At 32.1% G+C, this 16,437-nt stretch carries 20 protein-coding genes; 9 read left to right on the top strand and 11 right to left on the bottom strand.

Going from position 1 to position 16,437, the window contains the following annotated elements:
• Positions 1-84: 84 nt before the first annotated feature.
• A complete protein-coding gene (locus tag TX50_RS00170; protein ID WP_011131669.1) occupies positions 85-489 on the top strand; it encodes an HNH endonuclease in 405 nt (134 codons plus the stop codon).
• On the opposite strand, the gene TX50_RS00165 is transcribed toward TX50_RS00170, so the two are convergent.
• On the bottom strand, positions 490-726 hold the full coding sequence (locus TX50_RS00165; RefSeq protein ID WP_152556136.1) for a transcription factor TFIID: 237 nt from the start codon (positions 724-726) through the stop codon (positions 490-492).
• Between the two features lie 38 nt (positions 727-764).
• On the opposite strand from TX50_RS00165, the gene TX50_RS00160 reads away from it, so the two are divergent.
• The gene (locus tag TX50_RS00160) at positions 765-1,652 is read left to right on the top strand and encodes an SDR family oxidoreductase (RefSeq protein ID WP_011131667.1); all 888 of its coding nucleotides are present in this window, start codon (positions 765-767) and stop codon (positions 1,650-1,652) included.
• Positions 1,645-2,685, top strand: a complete 1,041-nt coding sequence (gene pdxA, locus TX50_RS00155; protein WP_011131666.1) for a 4-hydroxythreonine-4-phosphate dehydrogenase PdxA — start codon at positions 1,645-1,647, stop codon at positions 2,683-2,685. Before TX50_RS00160 ends, pdxA begins: the two co-directional genes overlap by 8 nt.
• Here pdxA and accB read toward each other — a convergent pair.
• Positions 2,662-3,168: an acetyl-CoA carboxylase biotin carboxyl carrier protein gene (accB, locus tag TX50_RS00150; RefSeq protein WP_011131665.1), complete on the bottom strand. Its 507-nt coding sequence runs from the start codon at positions 3,166-3,168 to the stop codon at positions 2,662-2,664. The genes pdxA and accB overlap by 24 nt on opposite strands.
• A complete protein-coding gene (gene efp / locus TX50_RS00145; protein ID WP_011131664.1) occupies positions 3,168-3,728 on the bottom strand; it encodes an elongation factor P in 561 nt (186 codons plus the stop codon). Before efp ends, accB begins: the two co-directional genes overlap by 1 nt.
• Before the next feature lie 43 nt (positions 3,729-3,771).
• Between efp and TX50_RS00140 the strand changes: the two genes are divergently transcribed.
• Positions 3,772-4,863: a peptidylprolyl isomerase gene (locus TX50_RS00140; RefSeq protein ID WP_011131663.1), complete on the top strand. Its 1,092-nt coding sequence runs from the start codon at positions 3,772-3,774 to the stop codon at positions 4,861-4,863.
• Positions 4,856-5,842 carry a thiamine-phosphate kinase gene (locus TX50_RS00135; protein ID WP_011131662.1) on the top strand — a complete coding sequence of 329 codons (987 nt, stop codon included), beginning with the start codon at positions 4,856-4,858 and terminating at the stop codon, positions 5,840-5,842. The genes TX50_RS00140 and TX50_RS00135 overlap by 8 nt, the downstream gene beginning before the upstream one ends.
• Here TX50_RS00135 and gap read toward each other — a convergent pair whose 3' ends face one another.
• Positions 5,843-6,865: a type I glyceraldehyde-3-phosphate dehydrogenase gene (gap, locus tag TX50_RS00130; protein WP_011131661.1), complete on the bottom strand. Its 1,023-nt coding sequence runs from the start codon at positions 6,863-6,865 to the stop codon at positions 5,843-5,845.
• A 196-nt stretch (positions 6,866-7,061) separates the two neighbouring features.
• Here gap and murC point away from each other — a divergent pair, with 196 nt between their 5' ends.
• From murC to TX50_RS00115, 3 genes are read left to right on the top strand one after another with little or no spacing between them, the layout of a single operon-like run.
• Positions 7,062-8,483: a UDP-N-acetylmuramate--L-alanine ligase gene (gene murC, locus TX50_RS00125; RefSeq protein WP_011131660.1), complete on the top strand. Its 1,422-nt coding sequence runs from the start codon at positions 7,062-7,064 to the stop codon at positions 8,481-8,483.
• Between the two features lie 7 nt (positions 8,484-8,490).
• A complete protein-coding gene (gene murB, locus TX50_RS00120) occupies positions 8,491-9,381 on the top strand; it encodes a UDP-N-acetylmuramate dehydrogenase (protein WP_011131659.1) in 891 nt (296 codons plus the stop codon).
• A 22-nt stretch (positions 9,382-9,403) separates the two neighbouring features.
• On the top strand, positions 9,404-9,754 hold the full coding sequence (locus TX50_RS00115; RefSeq protein WP_011131658.1) for a YbaB/EbfC family nucleoid-associated protein: 351 nt from the start codon (positions 9,404-9,406) through the stop codon (positions 9,752-9,754).
• On the opposite strand, the gene rsgA is transcribed toward TX50_RS00115, so the two are convergent.
• From rsgA to msrB, 5 genes are all read right to left on the bottom strand, one after another.
• Positions 9,720-10,637, bottom strand: coding sequence for a ribosome small subunit-dependent GTPase A (rsgA, locus tag TX50_RS00110; protein ID WP_011131657.1), 918 nt, complete (start codon positions 10,635-10,637; stop codon positions 9,720-9,722). The two genes, TX50_RS00115 and rsgA, sit on opposite strands and share 35 nt — an antisense overlap.
• Complete coding sequence (locus TX50_RS00105; RefSeq protein WP_011131656.1) at positions 10,627-10,860, bottom strand: sulfurtransferase TusA family protein; 234 nt, start codon at positions 10,858-10,860, stop codon at positions 10,627-10,629. Before TX50_RS00105 ends, rsgA begins: the two co-directional genes overlap by 11 nt.
• Positions 10,857-11,981 (bottom strand): molecular chaperone DnaJ, encoded by a 1,125-nt coding sequence (gene dnaJ / locus TX50_RS00100; RefSeq protein WP_011131655.1) that lies wholly within the window; start codon positions 11,979-11,981, stop codon positions 10,857-10,859. The genes TX50_RS00105 and dnaJ overlap by 4 nt, the downstream gene beginning before the upstream one ends.
• 31 nt (positions 11,982-12,012) lie before the next feature.
• Positions 12,013-12,732 carry a nucleotide exchange factor GrpE gene (grpE, locus tag TX50_RS00095; RefSeq protein WP_011131654.1) on the bottom strand — a complete coding sequence of 240 codons (720 nt, stop codon included), beginning with the start codon at positions 12,730-12,732 and terminating at the stop codon, positions 12,013-12,015.
• A 76-nt stretch (positions 12,733-12,808) separates the two neighbouring features.
• The gene (gene msrB / locus TX50_RS00090) at positions 12,809-13,303 is read right to left on the bottom strand and encodes a peptide-methionine (R)-S-oxide reductase MsrB (protein ID WP_011131653.1); all 495 of its coding nucleotides are present in this window, start codon (positions 13,301-13,303) and stop codon (positions 12,809-12,811) included.
• A gap of 27 nt (positions 13,304-13,330) precedes the next feature.
• On the opposite strand from msrB, the gene dusA reads away from it, so the two are divergent.
• Positions 13,331-14,335: a tRNA dihydrouridine(20/20a) synthase DusA gene (gene dusA / locus TX50_RS00085; RefSeq protein WP_011131652.1), complete on the top strand. Its 1,005-nt coding sequence runs from the start codon at positions 13,331-13,333 to the stop codon at positions 14,333-14,335.
• Here the strand turns inward: dusA and TX50_RS00080 are convergent.
• Both TX50_RS00080 and argH read right to left on the bottom strand, forming a co-directional pair.
• Positions 14,332-14,934 carry an RNA recognition motif domain-containing protein gene (locus tag TX50_RS00080; RefSeq protein WP_042116203.1) on the bottom strand — a complete coding sequence of 201 codons (603 nt, stop codon included), beginning with the start codon at positions 14,932-14,934 and terminating at the stop codon, positions 14,332-14,334. The genes dusA and TX50_RS00080 overlap by 4 nt on opposite strands.
• Positions 14,935-15,050: 116 nt before the next feature.
• Complete coding sequence (argH, locus tag TX50_RS00075) at positions 15,051-16,430, bottom strand: argininosuccinate lyase (RefSeq protein ID WP_011131650.1); 1,380 nt, start codon at positions 16,428-16,430, stop codon at positions 15,051-15,053.
• Between the last annotated feature and the right edge of the window lie 7 nt (positions 16,431-16,437).

Genomic DNA, 16,437 nt, shown 5'->3' with positions numbered 1-16,437 from the left:
AAGAAATATAGTCTTAAAAATAATAAAAAACCTATTGACTTTTATATTGAATCGGTCAAAATTATAGGAAATTAAATAATCTGAATGCACTATAATGATGCTGTCTTTTTAGAAGATTTATGCCCTAAATTCAGATTAAGGCAATGGCGAAAATCAATTCATACATTTACGGGAAAAAGTTGCATATACTGCGGAAAACCTTCAGAATCCATTGACCATGTACTTCCTAGAAGCCAAGGAGGTTTGAGTACAACCGAAAATTGTGTTCCAGCATGCTTATCATGCAACGGCGACAAATCAGATGATAATGCTTTGTATTGGTATAGAAAACAAAAATTTTATGATCCTAGAAGAGCTATGGCTATTAGAGCATGGTTAGATGGTGATCTGAGATTAGCTTTAAGATTATTACAATGGGCAAATCCTACCTTTATGAGTAAAAAAAATAAAAATTACGAGTTTGATAATGATGAATATAATGCCGCGTAATTACCAGACCATACAAGCCTTTGTAGATTGATATTTTTTGCATAAAATTTCTGAATCTTGTGGAGATTCAGGAAATATTAAAAATGCACAAGATACTAAAAATATTGCAAATAATTTTTGATAGAATTTAAAATCTAAACAAGATTTTGAATAATTTAATTTTTCTTTAACTTGAAAATTGGAATTATCAAAACCAACTATATTTAGTTTTACCTCAGGCTGAATTAAAGTCTGCATTTTCTTTAATAATACATATGTACTATTTATAATACTTAATGACCAATTTATCAAGTCCCATTACAGCAAAAAATAAATTCCTAATCTTTGGAGGAGGTTTTAGCGGAGACTATTTTGCAAAATCAATCAGAAAACTAGGCTGCATAGCATTAGCAAGTTCTCGATCTATTAGTAATGAGCCAAATAGTTTTATTTTTAATAGCGAAGATAATTCAATACCTGAAGATTCAATCTTTGAGGGAGCAACTCACATTCTTAGTTGTATACCTCCAGATAAAAATGGTAACGACCCTGTATTAAAGAGGCTTAAAAATAAAATTAAAAAGTTATCTCTAAAATGGGTTGGATATCTCTCTACTACTGGTGTTTATGGCAACACCCATGGTGATTGGGTGTGTGAAGAAGATCAACCAAATCCTTTTCAAGAAAGAAGTCAAAGGAGATTAAATTGTGAAAGAGAATGGATTAATTCAAATTTGCCAATACAAATTTTCAGATTACCTGGTATTTATGGTCCAGGGAGGTCAACTTTAGAAGCTATTAGAACAAAAAAAATCAAAGTGATAGATAAAGAAAATCAAGTCTTCTCAAGAATTCATGTCGCTGATATTGCAAATGCAATTATTTATTTAATACAAAATAAAAATAATTTGGATTTTCATCAAATAATTAATATCGCAGATGACGAGCCTTGCTCACAAATTGAAGTCATAAGATATAGCTACCAATTACTTGGATTAGAAATGCCCAAAAAAATATTATTTGAAGAAGCTAAAAAAGATTTATCGCCAATCGCCCAATCTTTTTGGAAAGAAAATAGAAGAGTTTCAAATAAATTATTATGTAAAAAATTAGGATATAAACTTATTTATAAAAACTACAAAGCAGGATTAAATAATTGCCTATTAAAATTAAATCATGAATAATCAAAGCAATGATAATGAAGATAAATTTAAAATTATCATAAGCGTTGGAGACGAGTCAGGCATCGGACCTGAAATTATTTTGAAAGCTCTTTTTTCTAAAGAAATACCATATAATCTTGATTTTATAATTGTTGGATCAAAAAATAATCTAGAAAATACTTATAAAAATCTTAAATCTTTAGGAATCAAAAATATTGTAGATCCTAATAATTACCAAATACATGATATTCAAATTCCGTTTGAAATAAATAAACAAAAAAAAAGTAATGGTAATGCAAGTTTCTTTTACTTGAAAAAAGCTATTGAAATTGTTCAGAAGTATACAAATGCAGCACTAGTTACTGGACCTATTTGTAAAAAGTCATGGTCTTTAGCAGGCCATAATTATTCAGGTCAAACAGAATTATTAGCAGAAACTTGTCAGGTTAAGGATGTCGGTATGTTATTTACAGCTAAATCTCCAATCACTGGTTGGAGATTTAACACCTTATTGGCAACTACCCATATACCTTTATGCGACGTACCAAAAAAATTATCTACACAACTAATTCATACAAAATTAGATTTGTTTGCAAAATTTTGCAAAACCTATGTCAATAAACCCCTTCTAAAAGTCGCTGGATTAAACCCTCATGCTGGTGAAGAAGGCATATTAGGAAGTGAGGAAAAAGATTGGATTAAAAATGCGGTTACTACCTGGGGTAATCAAAATAAAGGAGTTCATGTATCAGGTCCTATTTCTCCTGATACTTGCTGGAATTCATCTTCAAAAGCATGGAGAGATAAAACAGCTCCAACACATGATGGAATTCTTGCTATGTATCATGATCAGGGATTAATTCCAATTAAAGTTATAGCCCTTAATTACTCAGTTAATACAACTATTGGTTTACCTTTTATCAGAACATCTCCTGATCATGGAACTGGATTTGATATTGCAGGAAAAGGTATAGCCCAATCTCAAAGTATGGTTGAAGCAATAAAAGCAGCTTTTGATTTAACTAAAGATTCAAGACTGTTTAACGCGCATTAATACTTGTCCAAACTCTACTGGTGTTCCATTTTCAACAAGTATTTCTACAATTTCAGCATTAAACTCTGATTCGATTTCATTCATCAACTTCATAGCTTCAAGTATACAAATCGTTTGCCCAATAGTAATATTACTTCCTAAATCAACAAATGGGTCCTCTCCTGGAGCCGCAGCCCTATAAAACGTTCCAACCATAGGGGAAGTAATGTCTGTAAGATCTGAGCGCCCTGGAGGGGCCACCTGAGATACTTCAGGGTTACTTGTCAGGGTAATATTATCTGTTGATGTTGATTGAGAAGTAATTATTTGCTTCTCCAAAGAATTGTTTTTTGTCGAATTGTTAATTAAATGATTCTGATCAAACAAATTTCTTTTTATTTCAAGTTTAAAATCTTCCCCTTCTAGAGAAAATTCTTGAATATCACTTGTAGAAATTTTTTCTATCAAGCGATCTAGGTCATCATGATCTAATTTCATAGCCATTAGTTGTCACGTCCAAGATAACTATCATTACGGGTATCGACCTTAATCATTTCTCCTACAGAAATAAACAAAGGAACCATAACTTGAGCACCTGTTTCAAGAATAGCTGGTTTAGTACCCCCACTTGCAGTATCTCCTTTAACTCCAGGATCTGTTTCTGTAACTTTTAAAGTTATAGAGATTGGAAGTTCAACTTCTAAAACTTTATCTTTATAAAAAATCACATTAACCTCCATACCTTCTTTCAAATACTTTGAACCTCTACCGATTTGATCAGAGGAGAGTCTTGTTTCTTCAAAACTTATCATATCCATAAAAACGTAATCTCCTGACTCCACATAAGTATGTTGCAGGTTAGACTTTTCGAGAACAGCTTGTTGTACTGATTCTCCAGCTCGAAAAGTTTTTTCGACTACATTACCGTTTCGAACTGATTTTAATTTTGTTCGCACAAAAGCAGAACCTTTACCAGGCTTGACATGTAGGAATTCTACTACACGCCAAACTTGTCCATCTATCTCGATGGTAGTACCTGTGCGAAAATCGTTACTGGAAATCATTCCTGTATTACATACCCAAGGATCATAAACCTGTAAGAGTGCTATGCAAAACTTCTTATCAAATCAGAACAAACATTTTTTATTCTTAATTCTAATTTTAATACATGTTTGCCTCTTAAAACCAACACAAGTATTCGCTGATTTACCTACTGGAAACGCAGTAAAAGATCCCAATGCAATACTCAGAAATTCACTCCCTATCAAGCAAGTTGAGCTGCAGGAAATTCAACATAAGTTAGAGGACACAAGTGACCTTGTAAGAGGGGGAAGATGGCCAGCTCTCTCAAAAACTGTTACAAAATGTCAATCTTTACTAAAAAAATATAAGAGTCGAATTATTGAGGAATTACCAAACGAAAAACAAAAAATTGCAGAAAACACATTTTTAGATCTTAAAAATGATTTTGATAATCTTCAAGATGAAGCTAAATCTAAAGATAAATATTCATTCATAACAACCAGAAGAGAAGCACTAGATAAAATAGGGGGACTAGAGGAATATTTTTTACCAAATGAATTTCCCTATTCTATTCCAAGCGAATTTGATCATCTTCCGAGATTACTTGGTAGAGCAAAAGTAAATATAAAAACTTCTAAAGGCGATATGCAAGCAATAATAGATGGATTTAATGCACCGCTTACTGCTGGTGCCTTTATAGATTTATCTTCAAAAAACTTTTACAGTAATATGCCAATTAATAGAGCAGAAGAATTTTTTGTTCTTCAAACTGGTGATCCAGTTGGTAATGAGATTGGATATATAGATCCCGAAACAAATGTGGAAAGACATGTTCCACTAGAAATTAGAATACCTACCGAAAGCGAAACTTTTTATAATGAAACTTTTGAAGAGTTAGGCCTTTATACAGAAACACCGACTTTGCCATTTGCAACTCTTGGAACCTTGGGGTGGTCACATTCCAGTGCCGCTGTTGATGATGGATCATCGCAGTTTTTCTTCTTTTTATACGAAGCAGAGCTAAATCCAGCAGGTCGAAATTTAATTGATGGAAGGAATGCCGCCTTTGGTTACGTAATAGAGGGTTTTGATGTTTTAGAAGAGCTTACAAAAGATGACACAATAATTTCAATTGATGTTTTATATGGAATGGATAAACTCAAATTAAATGCATAAAGAATTATTAGAGGATATTGGCGAAAAAGAATTAATAAAAAGGCTTGCTGAATTTATGCCTAAAAATCAAGTTTCTGATGATTGCGCATTCATTAAAGCTAAAAATAAAAACTTACTTATTAATACTGATTCATTAGTAGAAAATATACATTTTAATGATGATACGATCTCTGCCTTAGACATAGGATGGAAAGCCGTAGCATGTAATGTATCTGATTTAATCTCAAGTGGATGCAGCAAAATTATAGGAGTTAATATTGGATTAGTAGTCCCATCAAAAACAGATTGGCTTTGGATTAAAGATTTATATACAGGAATAAATCTAGCTTTAGACTATTTTGGGGGCTTAATTCTTGGAGGAGATTGTTCTGTGGGAAAAGAAAAAGTAATCTCTATGACTGCTCTAGGAAAACAGGGTGAAATTAAATTACGAAGAAACTCATGCAAACCAAATGAAATTATTTTGACTACAGGCATTCATGGCCTTAGCAAATTAGGATTAATGATAAAAAGTAAAACAATTTTTGATAGTGATATTGCACTATCACACTCATTAATAAATAGTTCTTTACAACAATTTTGCAGACCAAAACTTAAACCTAAATTTCTTAAAAAAATACTTAAAACTCGTACTAATAAAAGTATTAAAATGATTGGTTGTACTGACAGTAGTGATGGATTATTTCAAGCATTATTAGATTTAGCAACTGAAAGTAATTGCAAAGCAATTATTGATTATGCAAAAGTTCCTAAACATAAAAATTGGCCTACAGGAAATAAATGGGACGAATATTATTTTTTTGGGGGCGAAGATTACGAGCTAGTTTTTTCTCTCCCAAGAAAATGGGCCAATAATCTTTTAAATGAAGATCAAACTATTACGGAAATCGGATACTTTCTCGAAGGAGACGTGTCAGTCAATTTTAAAAACTGTGATAACAAAAATTTACTTAAGAATAAGTCTTTTTCTCACTTTTGATTATTCCCATTTTTGAGCTACTATCTCAGCTAAATCTACAACTCTTTGACTATAACCCCATTCATTGTCATACCAGGCAAGAACTTTTACAAGATTATCGCCAATTGACATTGTAAGATCACTATCAACTATTGATGATTCATTAGTTCCTGCATAATCACTTGAAACCAGTGGCTCATCACCGTATTTAATAATTCCTTTCATAGAACCCAGAGAAGATTCCTTAAGCGCGTTATTAACTTCTTGACTAGTAACAGATTTTGAAGATTCAAAAACGAAATCTACAGCTGAAACGTTAGGAGTAGGTACTCTCATAGCTATACCAGTGAGTTTACCTGTCATCTCAGGGTAGACCAAAGCAACTGCTTTAGCAGCTCCTGTTGAAGTAGGAACAATGTTTGTAGCTGCTGCTCTAGCCCTTCTTAAATCCCTATGACTATTATCTAAAATACGTTGATCACCAGTATAGCTATGAATTGTTGTCATCAATCCTTTATTAATTCCAAACGTTTGATCAAGAACTTTTACTACTGGAGCTAAACAATTTGTAGTGCAACTAGCATTGCTCAAAATATCATAATCACTATGTTTATATTGATCAGCATTCACACCTACTACGTAAGTCCCAACACCTGAACCTTTACCAGGAGCAGTAAGAATTACTTTTTTAGCACCTACCTCAAGGTGTTTACTTGCACCAATATCAGTATTAAAAACACCAGTTGATTCAATAACCAAATCAACCCCCCAATCTTTCCAAGGTAAATTCATTGGGTTTCTATCAGAAAAACACTTGATAGTCTTGTTATTAATTACAAAAGTATCATCAGTATATTGAATGTCCACTCCATCCAATTTTCCTAATACTGAATCGTACTTAAGCAGATGAGCGTTAGTTTTAGGGTCTGAAGTTACATTAATCCCAACCACTTCGATGTTGGTATAAGCTCCTCTACTTAACCAACAACGCATAAAGTTTCGCCCAATTCTGCCAAACCCATTAATCGCAACACGCAAAGTCATAATTAAAAATTTTTTATTGATTAACCTAAGTTGCTGATCATACAGAATTTTGTGCAATAACGTAAGTATTTTTTAATTTATTAAGCAAATAATTCTATTTTTGTATTAATTCATAAAAAAACCAACATTTTTTGTAAAAATTAAATGCCATTCCAATTACTTAGAAGTTATCTTGATTTAAGTCTAAATTTGATAATTGAATAAAAAATTAGGACATAAAGATCATTTTCATTTTATTGGCATTGGTGGTATTGGAATGTCTGCAATCGCTATGGCATTAATAAAAAAGGGATACTCAGTCTCTGGGTCTGATTTAATTCAAAACAAAGAAACAAAAAGTTTAAAAACATTAGGAGCAATAATTTTTGATTCTCAAATTAAAAAAAATATTGATTTTGTGATTTCAAAATTTCAGGATCATACACTCAATTGTGTGATTAGCTCTGCGATTAAAGATGAAAACGAAGAGTTATGCTTTTGCAAAAAAAATAATTTATCGATAAAACATCGTTCAGAAATTCTTGCGATGATAATGAACTCTTACACATCATTATCAATAGCAGGTAGTCATGGGAAAACCTCAACAAGTACTTTCCTTTCAACGCTATTAGAATTATGCACACATGATTCTTCTTCAATAACTGGTGGGATAATCCCAATCTATGATTCCAATGCTCATATCGAAAACACAAAATACTTAGTAACAGAAATTGACGAATCTGATGGAACAATTAAGAATTACAATTCAGATATTGGAATAATTAATAATATTGATTTTGATCATTGTGACCATTACTCAAATATCGATGAAGTTCTATCATCATTTAAAAAATTTGCTTCTAACTGCCAAAAATTATTGATTAACTATGATTGTAAATTTACAAAAAATAATTTTACTTCCAAAAATCAATGGTCTATTAAAGAAAGTAATAATATTGCTTATTCATTAATTCCAAATATTATAAATAAGGACAAAACCGTTGGTAAATATTATGAACATGGCAAATTCATTGATATAATAAACATTCCAGTTCCTGGATTACATAATCTTTCTAATATTACTGCTGCAATAGCAGCCTGCAGGATGGTTGGAGTAAGTTTTAAAGAAATAAAAAAAAATACAGAATCTTTAAAGTTACCAAAAAAAAGATTTGAATTTAGAGGTGAAATAAATCAAAGAATAATTTATGATGACTATGCACATCATCCTAATGAAATTAAAGCAACAATTGATTTAGCAAGGTTATTTATTAAAGATAAAAATAGTAGTGATAGGGAAGAAAAGGGAAGATTAATTGCTATTTTTCAACCTCATAGATTTACTAGAGTAAAACAATTTATTCATGAATTTGTGAAAGAACTATCAAAAGCAGATGTTATCTACGTAACAAATATATTTGGAGCTGGAGAAAAAAATATTGACAATATTGACTCGCAACTAATTGCTAACCTTATTTATAAAAATAATAAGAATGTTACATGTTTAAAAGATAATTATGAAATTAATGAAAAATTTTTTAAATTAACCAAAAAAAATGATTTTATCATAAATATGGGGGCTGGAGATTGTCATAACTTATGGTCAATTTTAAAAAATAAAAATACTTTAAATAATTAAATAATTAATGAAAAATATTACTTTTAAAGAGAAAATAAACCTTTCTAATTATACGACTATAAAAGTTGGTGGATTTGCGGAATATTTTTCAAAACCAAATAATACTGATGAATTCATCAATTTAATAAATTGGGCGTCTTTAAATAATCAAAAATGTCGAATAATAGGAGCTGGCTCAAATTTATTAATAAATAATATTTTCTTAAAAGGCCTAACTATATGTACCAAAAAAATGCGCTCTATCAAAATTGAATCTCATTCAGGAATTGTAGAAGTAGAGGCTGGGGTAATGCTACCAACAATGTCAAATATACTTGCAAAAAAAGGATTGCAAGGCGGTGAATGGACTGTGGGAATTCCAGGCACAGTCGGAGGTTCTATTTGCATGAATGCAGGTTCAAAACAATTATCGTTGGCAAATAATCTTTTATCAGTTCGAGTAATTGATACTAAAACTCTAAAAATATCAGAAATTGAAAAAAAAGATATCAATTTTCAATACAGATTCAGTCCTTTTCAGCAAAATAATCTCATGATTATAAGTGCAAAACTGCTATTTGAGCCAAAAGGAAATATTGAACAATTATTAGAAACTACACAGAAAAATCTTAAAAAAAAGACCGATACTCAACCTTACCATTTACCTAGCTTTGGAAGCGTTTTTAAAAATCCAACTAATAATTATGCGGGTAAATTAATTGAAGAACTTGGATTAAAAGGTTTTAAAATAGGCGGCGCAGAAATTTCAACTATGCATGGAAATTTTATAGTAAATAACTCTTTTGCTAATTCGAAAGATATTTTAGATTTAATAACAGTAATTCAACAAAAAGTACTACAAAAAAAAGGTATTTTTCTTGAACCCGAAGTAAGAATGATCGGTTTTGACTATCCTTAATTAAAGAAACTTTTTTATAAAAATGGCAGGTTTTGGACTTCCAAATTTTGGACAACTAACAGAGGCTTTTAAAAAAGCTAAAGAAATTCAACAAAATGCACAAAAATTACAGGATGAGCTTGAAAGCATGGAAATTGAAGGTAAAAGTGATGATGAAATGATAAAAGTATGGATTAGCGGAAACCAACTCCCACTAAGAGTTGAAGTCAATGAAAATATTTCAACTGCTAATAAAGAAGAAATAGAAAAAAACATATTAGAAGCTATCAAAAAAGCTCATGAAAGTTCAACTACAACAATGAAAGAGAGAATGAATGACTTGACTGGTGGCTTAAATCTTAATCTTCCTGGATTAGACAATAATGACTCTTAGATGATTCAACCATTTCTTTATAGAAAGTATACCTTTCGAAATTTTTATTTAACTTACAACCTTCATCATTTACATGTAAACAATTACGAAACTTGCAATGTATACCTTCATTAACTACTTGTTTATAAATTTCTGGATATAAATTAGATAATTCGCGAATATCTATTTCAAGTGTTTGAATATTAAAACCAGGTGTATCGACAATGTAGCTTTTACTTGATAAAGAAAATAGCTCAACATTTCTCGTCGTATTTTTTCCACGTTTTATTTTGCTTGATACGGGAGCAGTTTTATTGTCAAGGTTTGGAATTATCATATTTAATAAAGTAGTTTTACCAACGCCAGACGGTCCCATAAATATTGAGCATTTTTTCTTCTTTAACTCGATCAATAAAGTTCTTAAATTTTCAGGATTATTTAAATTTAAAGTAATTGCTTGATATCCCCACTGGTGAAATTTTTCAATTAACAAAAGTCGTTTTTCTTCTGTTATCAAATCACATTTCGTAAGCACCAATGAAACCTCTACCCCTAGTTGCTCAGAAGATATTAAAAACTTATTGACTTGAGATAAATTTAGTTTTGGCTCTTCGACAGAACAAATGACGTATATATTTGAAATATTAGCAACGGATGGTCTTTCTAAAAGATTATTCCTTTTGACTAAACTTTCTATCGTTGCTCTTTTACTTTGTAAATCAATTTGATAAACAATCACTTCATCGCCAACGAAAACGAATTGGTTTCTAAAATTTACAGACTTCTTGATTTTGCATAAAAATTTTTTGTTAGCAACTGAGGTCTCATATTTATCTAATTCAACCAAATAAAATTCATTAAATTTTTTCGTAACAAGACCCTTATATTTTTTATTAACTTTCATGCAAAAATTCTAGCTTTATTGTTTTTTGATTTTCTTCTAAAGTTTTAAAAAAATATTTCATTTCTTTTAAAGCTCTTTTAACCATGATTTCTGGTTCTCCTTTATCTAAATGGACTATCAAGGTTTCATTTGAAGATAGTTTCTCTAGCGCTAATTTACATTTCACAACATTCAAAGGACAAGGAATCGATTCTAAATCCAATAACTTTGAAACTTTTTTCAAGAATCCTTTCCAAACAATCTACTAAACAAACCACTGTTAGAACTTGAATTCTGTTCAGTATATTTTGAAGCTAGATCCTCTAAAAGATTTCGTTCATCTTCTGTAATTCGAGTTGGAAGTTTAACTTTTACTAAAACCTGATGATTGCCTCTTGCAACTGGATTTCCTAATCTAGGAACTCCTTTATTCTCAAGAGATAAAGTGCTATTTGGCTGGGTCCCACTTGGAATCTTTAAATTAACCTTACCATCAACGGTAATGATATCGACAGTATCACCAAGGATAGCTTGAAGATAACTTACTGATATTTCTGAATAAATATTAATGCCTTCTCTTTTTAAATTTGAGTCATTTTTAACTTTAATAAAGACATAAAGATCTCCAGGTGGGCCGCCTTTTAGACCAACGTTTCCCTCTCCAGAAACTCTCAATTTAGTTCCAGAATCAACTCCTGCAGGAATATTAATACGTAATTTTTTTCTAACTTGTTTCACACCATTACCACCACAACTTGTGCATGGATCTGAAATTATTTGTCCAACCCCATTACAAGTTGGGCATTCTGCTACTTGGGTAAAATTACCAAATGGAGTCCTTGTAGCCCTTCTAACCTGTCCACTTCCGCCACATGTTGTGCAAGTTGTTGGACCTGTGCCTTTTTTTGCTCCGGTGCCTCTACATACTTCACAAGTTTCTAAATGAGGTATATTGATTTCTCTTTGTTGTCCAAAAATAGCATCTTTAAAGTCAATATTTAAGTCATACCTTAAGTCATCACCTTGTTGTGGTCCCCTTCTTTGTGATCTACCTCCTTGTGAAGATTGTCCCCCAAAGCCATTAAAAAAAGTTTCAAACAAGTCTCCAAAACCACCCATATCACCCATATCCGGCATACCAGCAGCTCCCCCTATTCCAGCCTCTCCAAACTGATCGTATCTCGCTCTAGTTTCGGGATCAGCTAAAGCCTCATATGCCTTGCCTATCTCTTTGAATTTATCTTCAGCACCTGGATCTTTATTGACATCAGGATGATATTGTCTTGCTAACTTTCTATAAGCACTCTTTAAAGTATTAGCATCAGCATCTCTTGAAACACCAAGTATTTGATAAAAGTCGGCCATTAAATAATACTCAACTATTCATAAAAAGGATTTAATTTTCTTCAGAGATAGGATTCTCTGAATCAATATCTTCTTCAACTTTATCCTTTTCTTCAGGCTCTTGTGAATTTTGTTGGCCAGGACCCATTGAAACTTTAACTAATGCATGTCTTAACACCTTACCTTCTAAATGATATCCACGCTGTAATTCTTCAATAATTATATCCTCATTAAACTCCTGACTTGGTTCCCTTAAAACCGCTTCATGTAACTTAGGATCAAATTGTTGTGCAACTACCCTCATTGGAGAAACTCCTTGTTGTTTTAACACTTCCACTAATTGTTTATATAGTCCTTGATAACTTCTGTGCAATGTTTGAGCCTCCTCACTTTCGGGTTTTAGTTGTTGTCTTGCTCTTTCAAAATTATCAACAATCGGCAATATTGCTGTTAAAGCTTTGGAAACAAGTTGAACTTTTAAATCATCTTGATCTCGAGACTGTCTTTTTCTAAAGTTATCGAAATCGGCAGCAATTCTTACATACTGACTTTTTAAAGTTTCATGCTCTTTTTCTAATTGTTCTAATCTTGCGTCATTATTGGTTATGGTATTTTTTAAATCTTCTGCATAAATATTTTCATCATCTACCTCTAGTGTCTGTTTATCTTCGCTGGTTTGATTTTCAATCACAGAGGAATCTTCATTTTTATTAACCTCTTGAGAAACATTATCTTCTAGATTTTCGACATTATCTGATTGTTTTTCAATCATTACCCTAAATTTTTATTAAAACCATTGTGAATGAAATTGACGCACAAAACAAGTTGCGGAAGGCCGCACTAATTAATTATTCGGCTATAAACTTCAAGGCAAGACCGTTATTACAATATCTTTTACCTGTTGGGAGAGGACCGTCATTAAAAACATGACCTTGATGACCTCCGCATCTTGAACAATGATATTCTGTTCTTGGAACAATTAATTTAAAATCTACCTTCGTTTCAACAGAACCTTGAATTGGATCCCAAAAGCTAGGCCAACCAGTACCACTATCAAATTTAGTATCAGAAGTAAAAAGAGGTTGATTACAGCCTGCACAATAAAATATACCTTTCCGCTTCTCATTGTTTAGCTGACTACTAAATGCTCTTTCAGTACCCTCTTCACGCAAAATATAATAAGATTCCGGACTAAGTTTGTTTTTCCAATCCTCTTTTGATAAATTCCAGTCGTCATCCGAAGCAGCAAATGCAGCTAATACTTTCTTTGGTTGAAGAATAAATTTCAAAATTGACATGATAGGAATTAAAATAAAAGATCTTCTAGAAAAAAATTGATTCATATTTTCAAATATATCGAATAGAATTTAATGAAAAGTTATCAGATTAATACTATAAACAATCTACATAAAATAAGTGTTGCTCCAATGATGGATTGTACAGACAAACACTTTAGGATGATAATTAGAAAAATAAGTTCTAAAGCGCTCTTATATACTGAAATGATAGTAGCTCAGAGTTTAATCTATACAGACAAAAAAGAGAGGTTTTTGGACTTTAATTCAGAAGAACATCCATTATCAATTCAGTTTGGAGGAGACAACCCAAAAATGCTTGAAGAGGCTGCAAAAATGGCTCAAGATTGGGGATACGATGAAATTAACTTCAATGTGGGATGTCCAAGCCCAAGAGTATGTTCCGGAAACTTTGGTGCTTCACTAATGAAAGAACCCATCAAAGTAGCAAAATGTATAGAATCGCTAAAAAATAATTGTAGTTTACCCGTTACTATCAAACATAGAATTGGCGTTGATGAAGAAGATAGTTTTGATAAATTAGATAGTTTCGTAAAAGAAATTGCAAATGCTGGAGCAGACAGATTTACTGTTCATGCAAGAAAAGCAATATTAAAAGGTCTAAATCCCAAGCAAAATAGAACCATACCGCCACTTAAATATGATGTGGTTCGGAAATTAAAGAAAAACAATCCAAAACTAATTATAGAAATAAATGGAGGTTTTACGAATATTGATCAATGCATAGAAGCACTTAATGATTTAGATGGTGTAATGATAGGAAGATCAGCTTACAAATATCCATTAAGGTGGTCTGAAATTGATCAAAAAATATATGGTGAAAGTACCAAAAGCAAAAAAGCTTCCGAAATCATTTTTTCATTGGTTCCTTATATTGAAAAACATTTAAAAAATGAAGGCAAAACTTGGGATATATGCAAACATTTAATAAATCTTGTAGAAGGTATCCCAAACGCAAAGGTTTGGAGAAATGAAATTTCTACCAAATCGATTAGACAAGAATTAAGTATTGATTACTTAAGCAAAAAAGCTTCAGAATTACAAAAAATGGGTTTTTAATTCCCTTCTTGAGATATTTCAGAATTGCTTGCAACACTTCTTTTTCTTCTACTTCTGCCGTTTTCAAAGTCAGAATTTTCGGAAGAATTTCCATAACTTCTATCTTCCCAACCTTCTGCTCCAGAAGATTTATTAACGTAAGAAGAAGCAGGTTCAGAATAATTACCGCCACCGCCGTAACCGCCTCTACCGCCACCGCCGTAACCGCCACCATTACCGCCACCGCCGTAACCGCCACCATTACCGCCACCGCCGTAACCGCCACCATTACCGCCACCGCCGTAACCGCCACCATTACCGCCACCGCCGTAACCGCCTCTACCGCCACCGCCGCCTCTGCGTGGACCTCCCCCGCCGCCTCTTGGCTCGGCTTTATTGATTCTTAAAGGCCTTCCCATAAGCTCAGTTCCTTGAAGCCCATCAATAGCTGATGTTTCAAGTGCTTCATCTGCCATTTCGACAAAAGCAAAACCTCTTTTTCTACCTGTATCTCTTTCTAAGGGAAGAGAACAATTCATAACTTCACCGTACGGTGTAAATAATTCTAAGATGTCTTCTCGCTCTGCGCGGAAAGGCAAATTGCCAACAAAAATACTCACTTGAAACTCAACTTTAAAATAATAACCAAGATAAAAACTACTAATTAAGTAGTTCATATACATTACTATATTATTCTACTTCAATACATACCTTGTTGTAGAAAATTAATTGAGATTTAGGTGAATAATTTTTTCTTCCAATTATTTAATTCAAGTTTGACTTGATCGAATCCTGTTCCACCTAAACTATTTCTGGACTTGACTACGTTCATAGGATTGAGGTTTTCATAAATATCTTCTTTAAATTCATTATGAAATGTTTGAAATTCTTCTAATTGTAAATCTTTAAATAATATGTTTTTACTTAAACAATACTTCACAATATCTCCAACCACTTGATATGCCTCTCTGAAAGGAACCTTCTTAAATACTAGATAATCTGCTAAATCAGTTGCATTAGAAAAATCATTATGAACAGAATCCATTAACTTTTCAACATTAAACTCTATTCCTTCATTTAATAAAATTGTCATAGCTTTTAAGCAAGAAGAAATAGTATCTACTGTGTCAAAAATTGGCTCTTTATCCTCTTGGAAGTCCTTATTATATGAAAGAGGCACTCCCTTTATCATGGTTAATAAAGATTGAAGATGTCCATAAACTCGACCCGTTTTACCCCTTATTAATTCAGGAACATCTGGATTCTTCTTCTGAGGCATTAAGCTACTTCCAGTCGCACACTTATCAGTTAATTTTGCAAAAGAAAACTCATCAGTAACCCACAAGATTATTTCTTCGGAAATTCTACTCAAATGAGACATTATTAAAGCAGAACTTGAAGCAAATTCAATACAAAAATCTCTGTCACTTACAGCATCAATACTATTTTTATAAATATTTCCAAAACCTAATTCTTCAGCAGTAAAATATCTATCTATTTTAATTTTAGTCCCCGCTAAAGCTGCTGCGCCTAAGGGCGAAATATTAACCCTAGCTCTAACTTCTTTAAGCCTTTCACGGTCTCTTTGAAACATTTCAAGATACGCCAAAAGATGATGGGCAAGAGATAGAGGTTGCGCTCTTTGCATATGGGTATAACCAGGTATTAATGTATAAATATTTGATTCGGCAATCGAAAATAAAGAATTTTGTAATTCGTACAATAAGATATCAATATTATCAATTTTTTTTCTCAACCATAATCTGATATCTGTTCCAACCTGATCATTTCTACTTCTACCTGTATGTAATTTTTTTCCAGTTTCACCAATTAAATTAATTAGTTTTTCTTCAATGCAATAATGTATATCCTCCGATGGAGCCCCGGGGCAAAATTTGCCTTCAATAAATTTTTCTTTTATAGTTTCTAAACCCTCGATAATTTTTAAAGACTCATCAGTGGACAAAACCTTGGTTTTACTAAGCATTTTGGCATGAGCTATAGAACACTCTATGTCTTCTAAAATTAGTGTTTTGTCAAAACTGATTGAAGCATTAAACTCTTCAATGAAAGGATTCAGACTACCATCAAACCTATTACTCCAAACTTTGGACATATGAATT

The sequence above is a fragment of the Prochlorococcus marinus subsp. pastoris str. CCMP1986 genome (assembly GCF_000011465.1).
In the GTDB taxonomy this organism is placed as follows: Bacteria; Cyanobacteriota; Cyanobacteriia; order PCC-6307; family Cyanobiaceae; genus Prochlorococcus_A; species Prochlorococcus_A pastoris.
The sequence above is the reverse complement of the archived record's forward strand: the minus strand, read 5'-3'. Positions and strand labels throughout refer to the sequence as shown.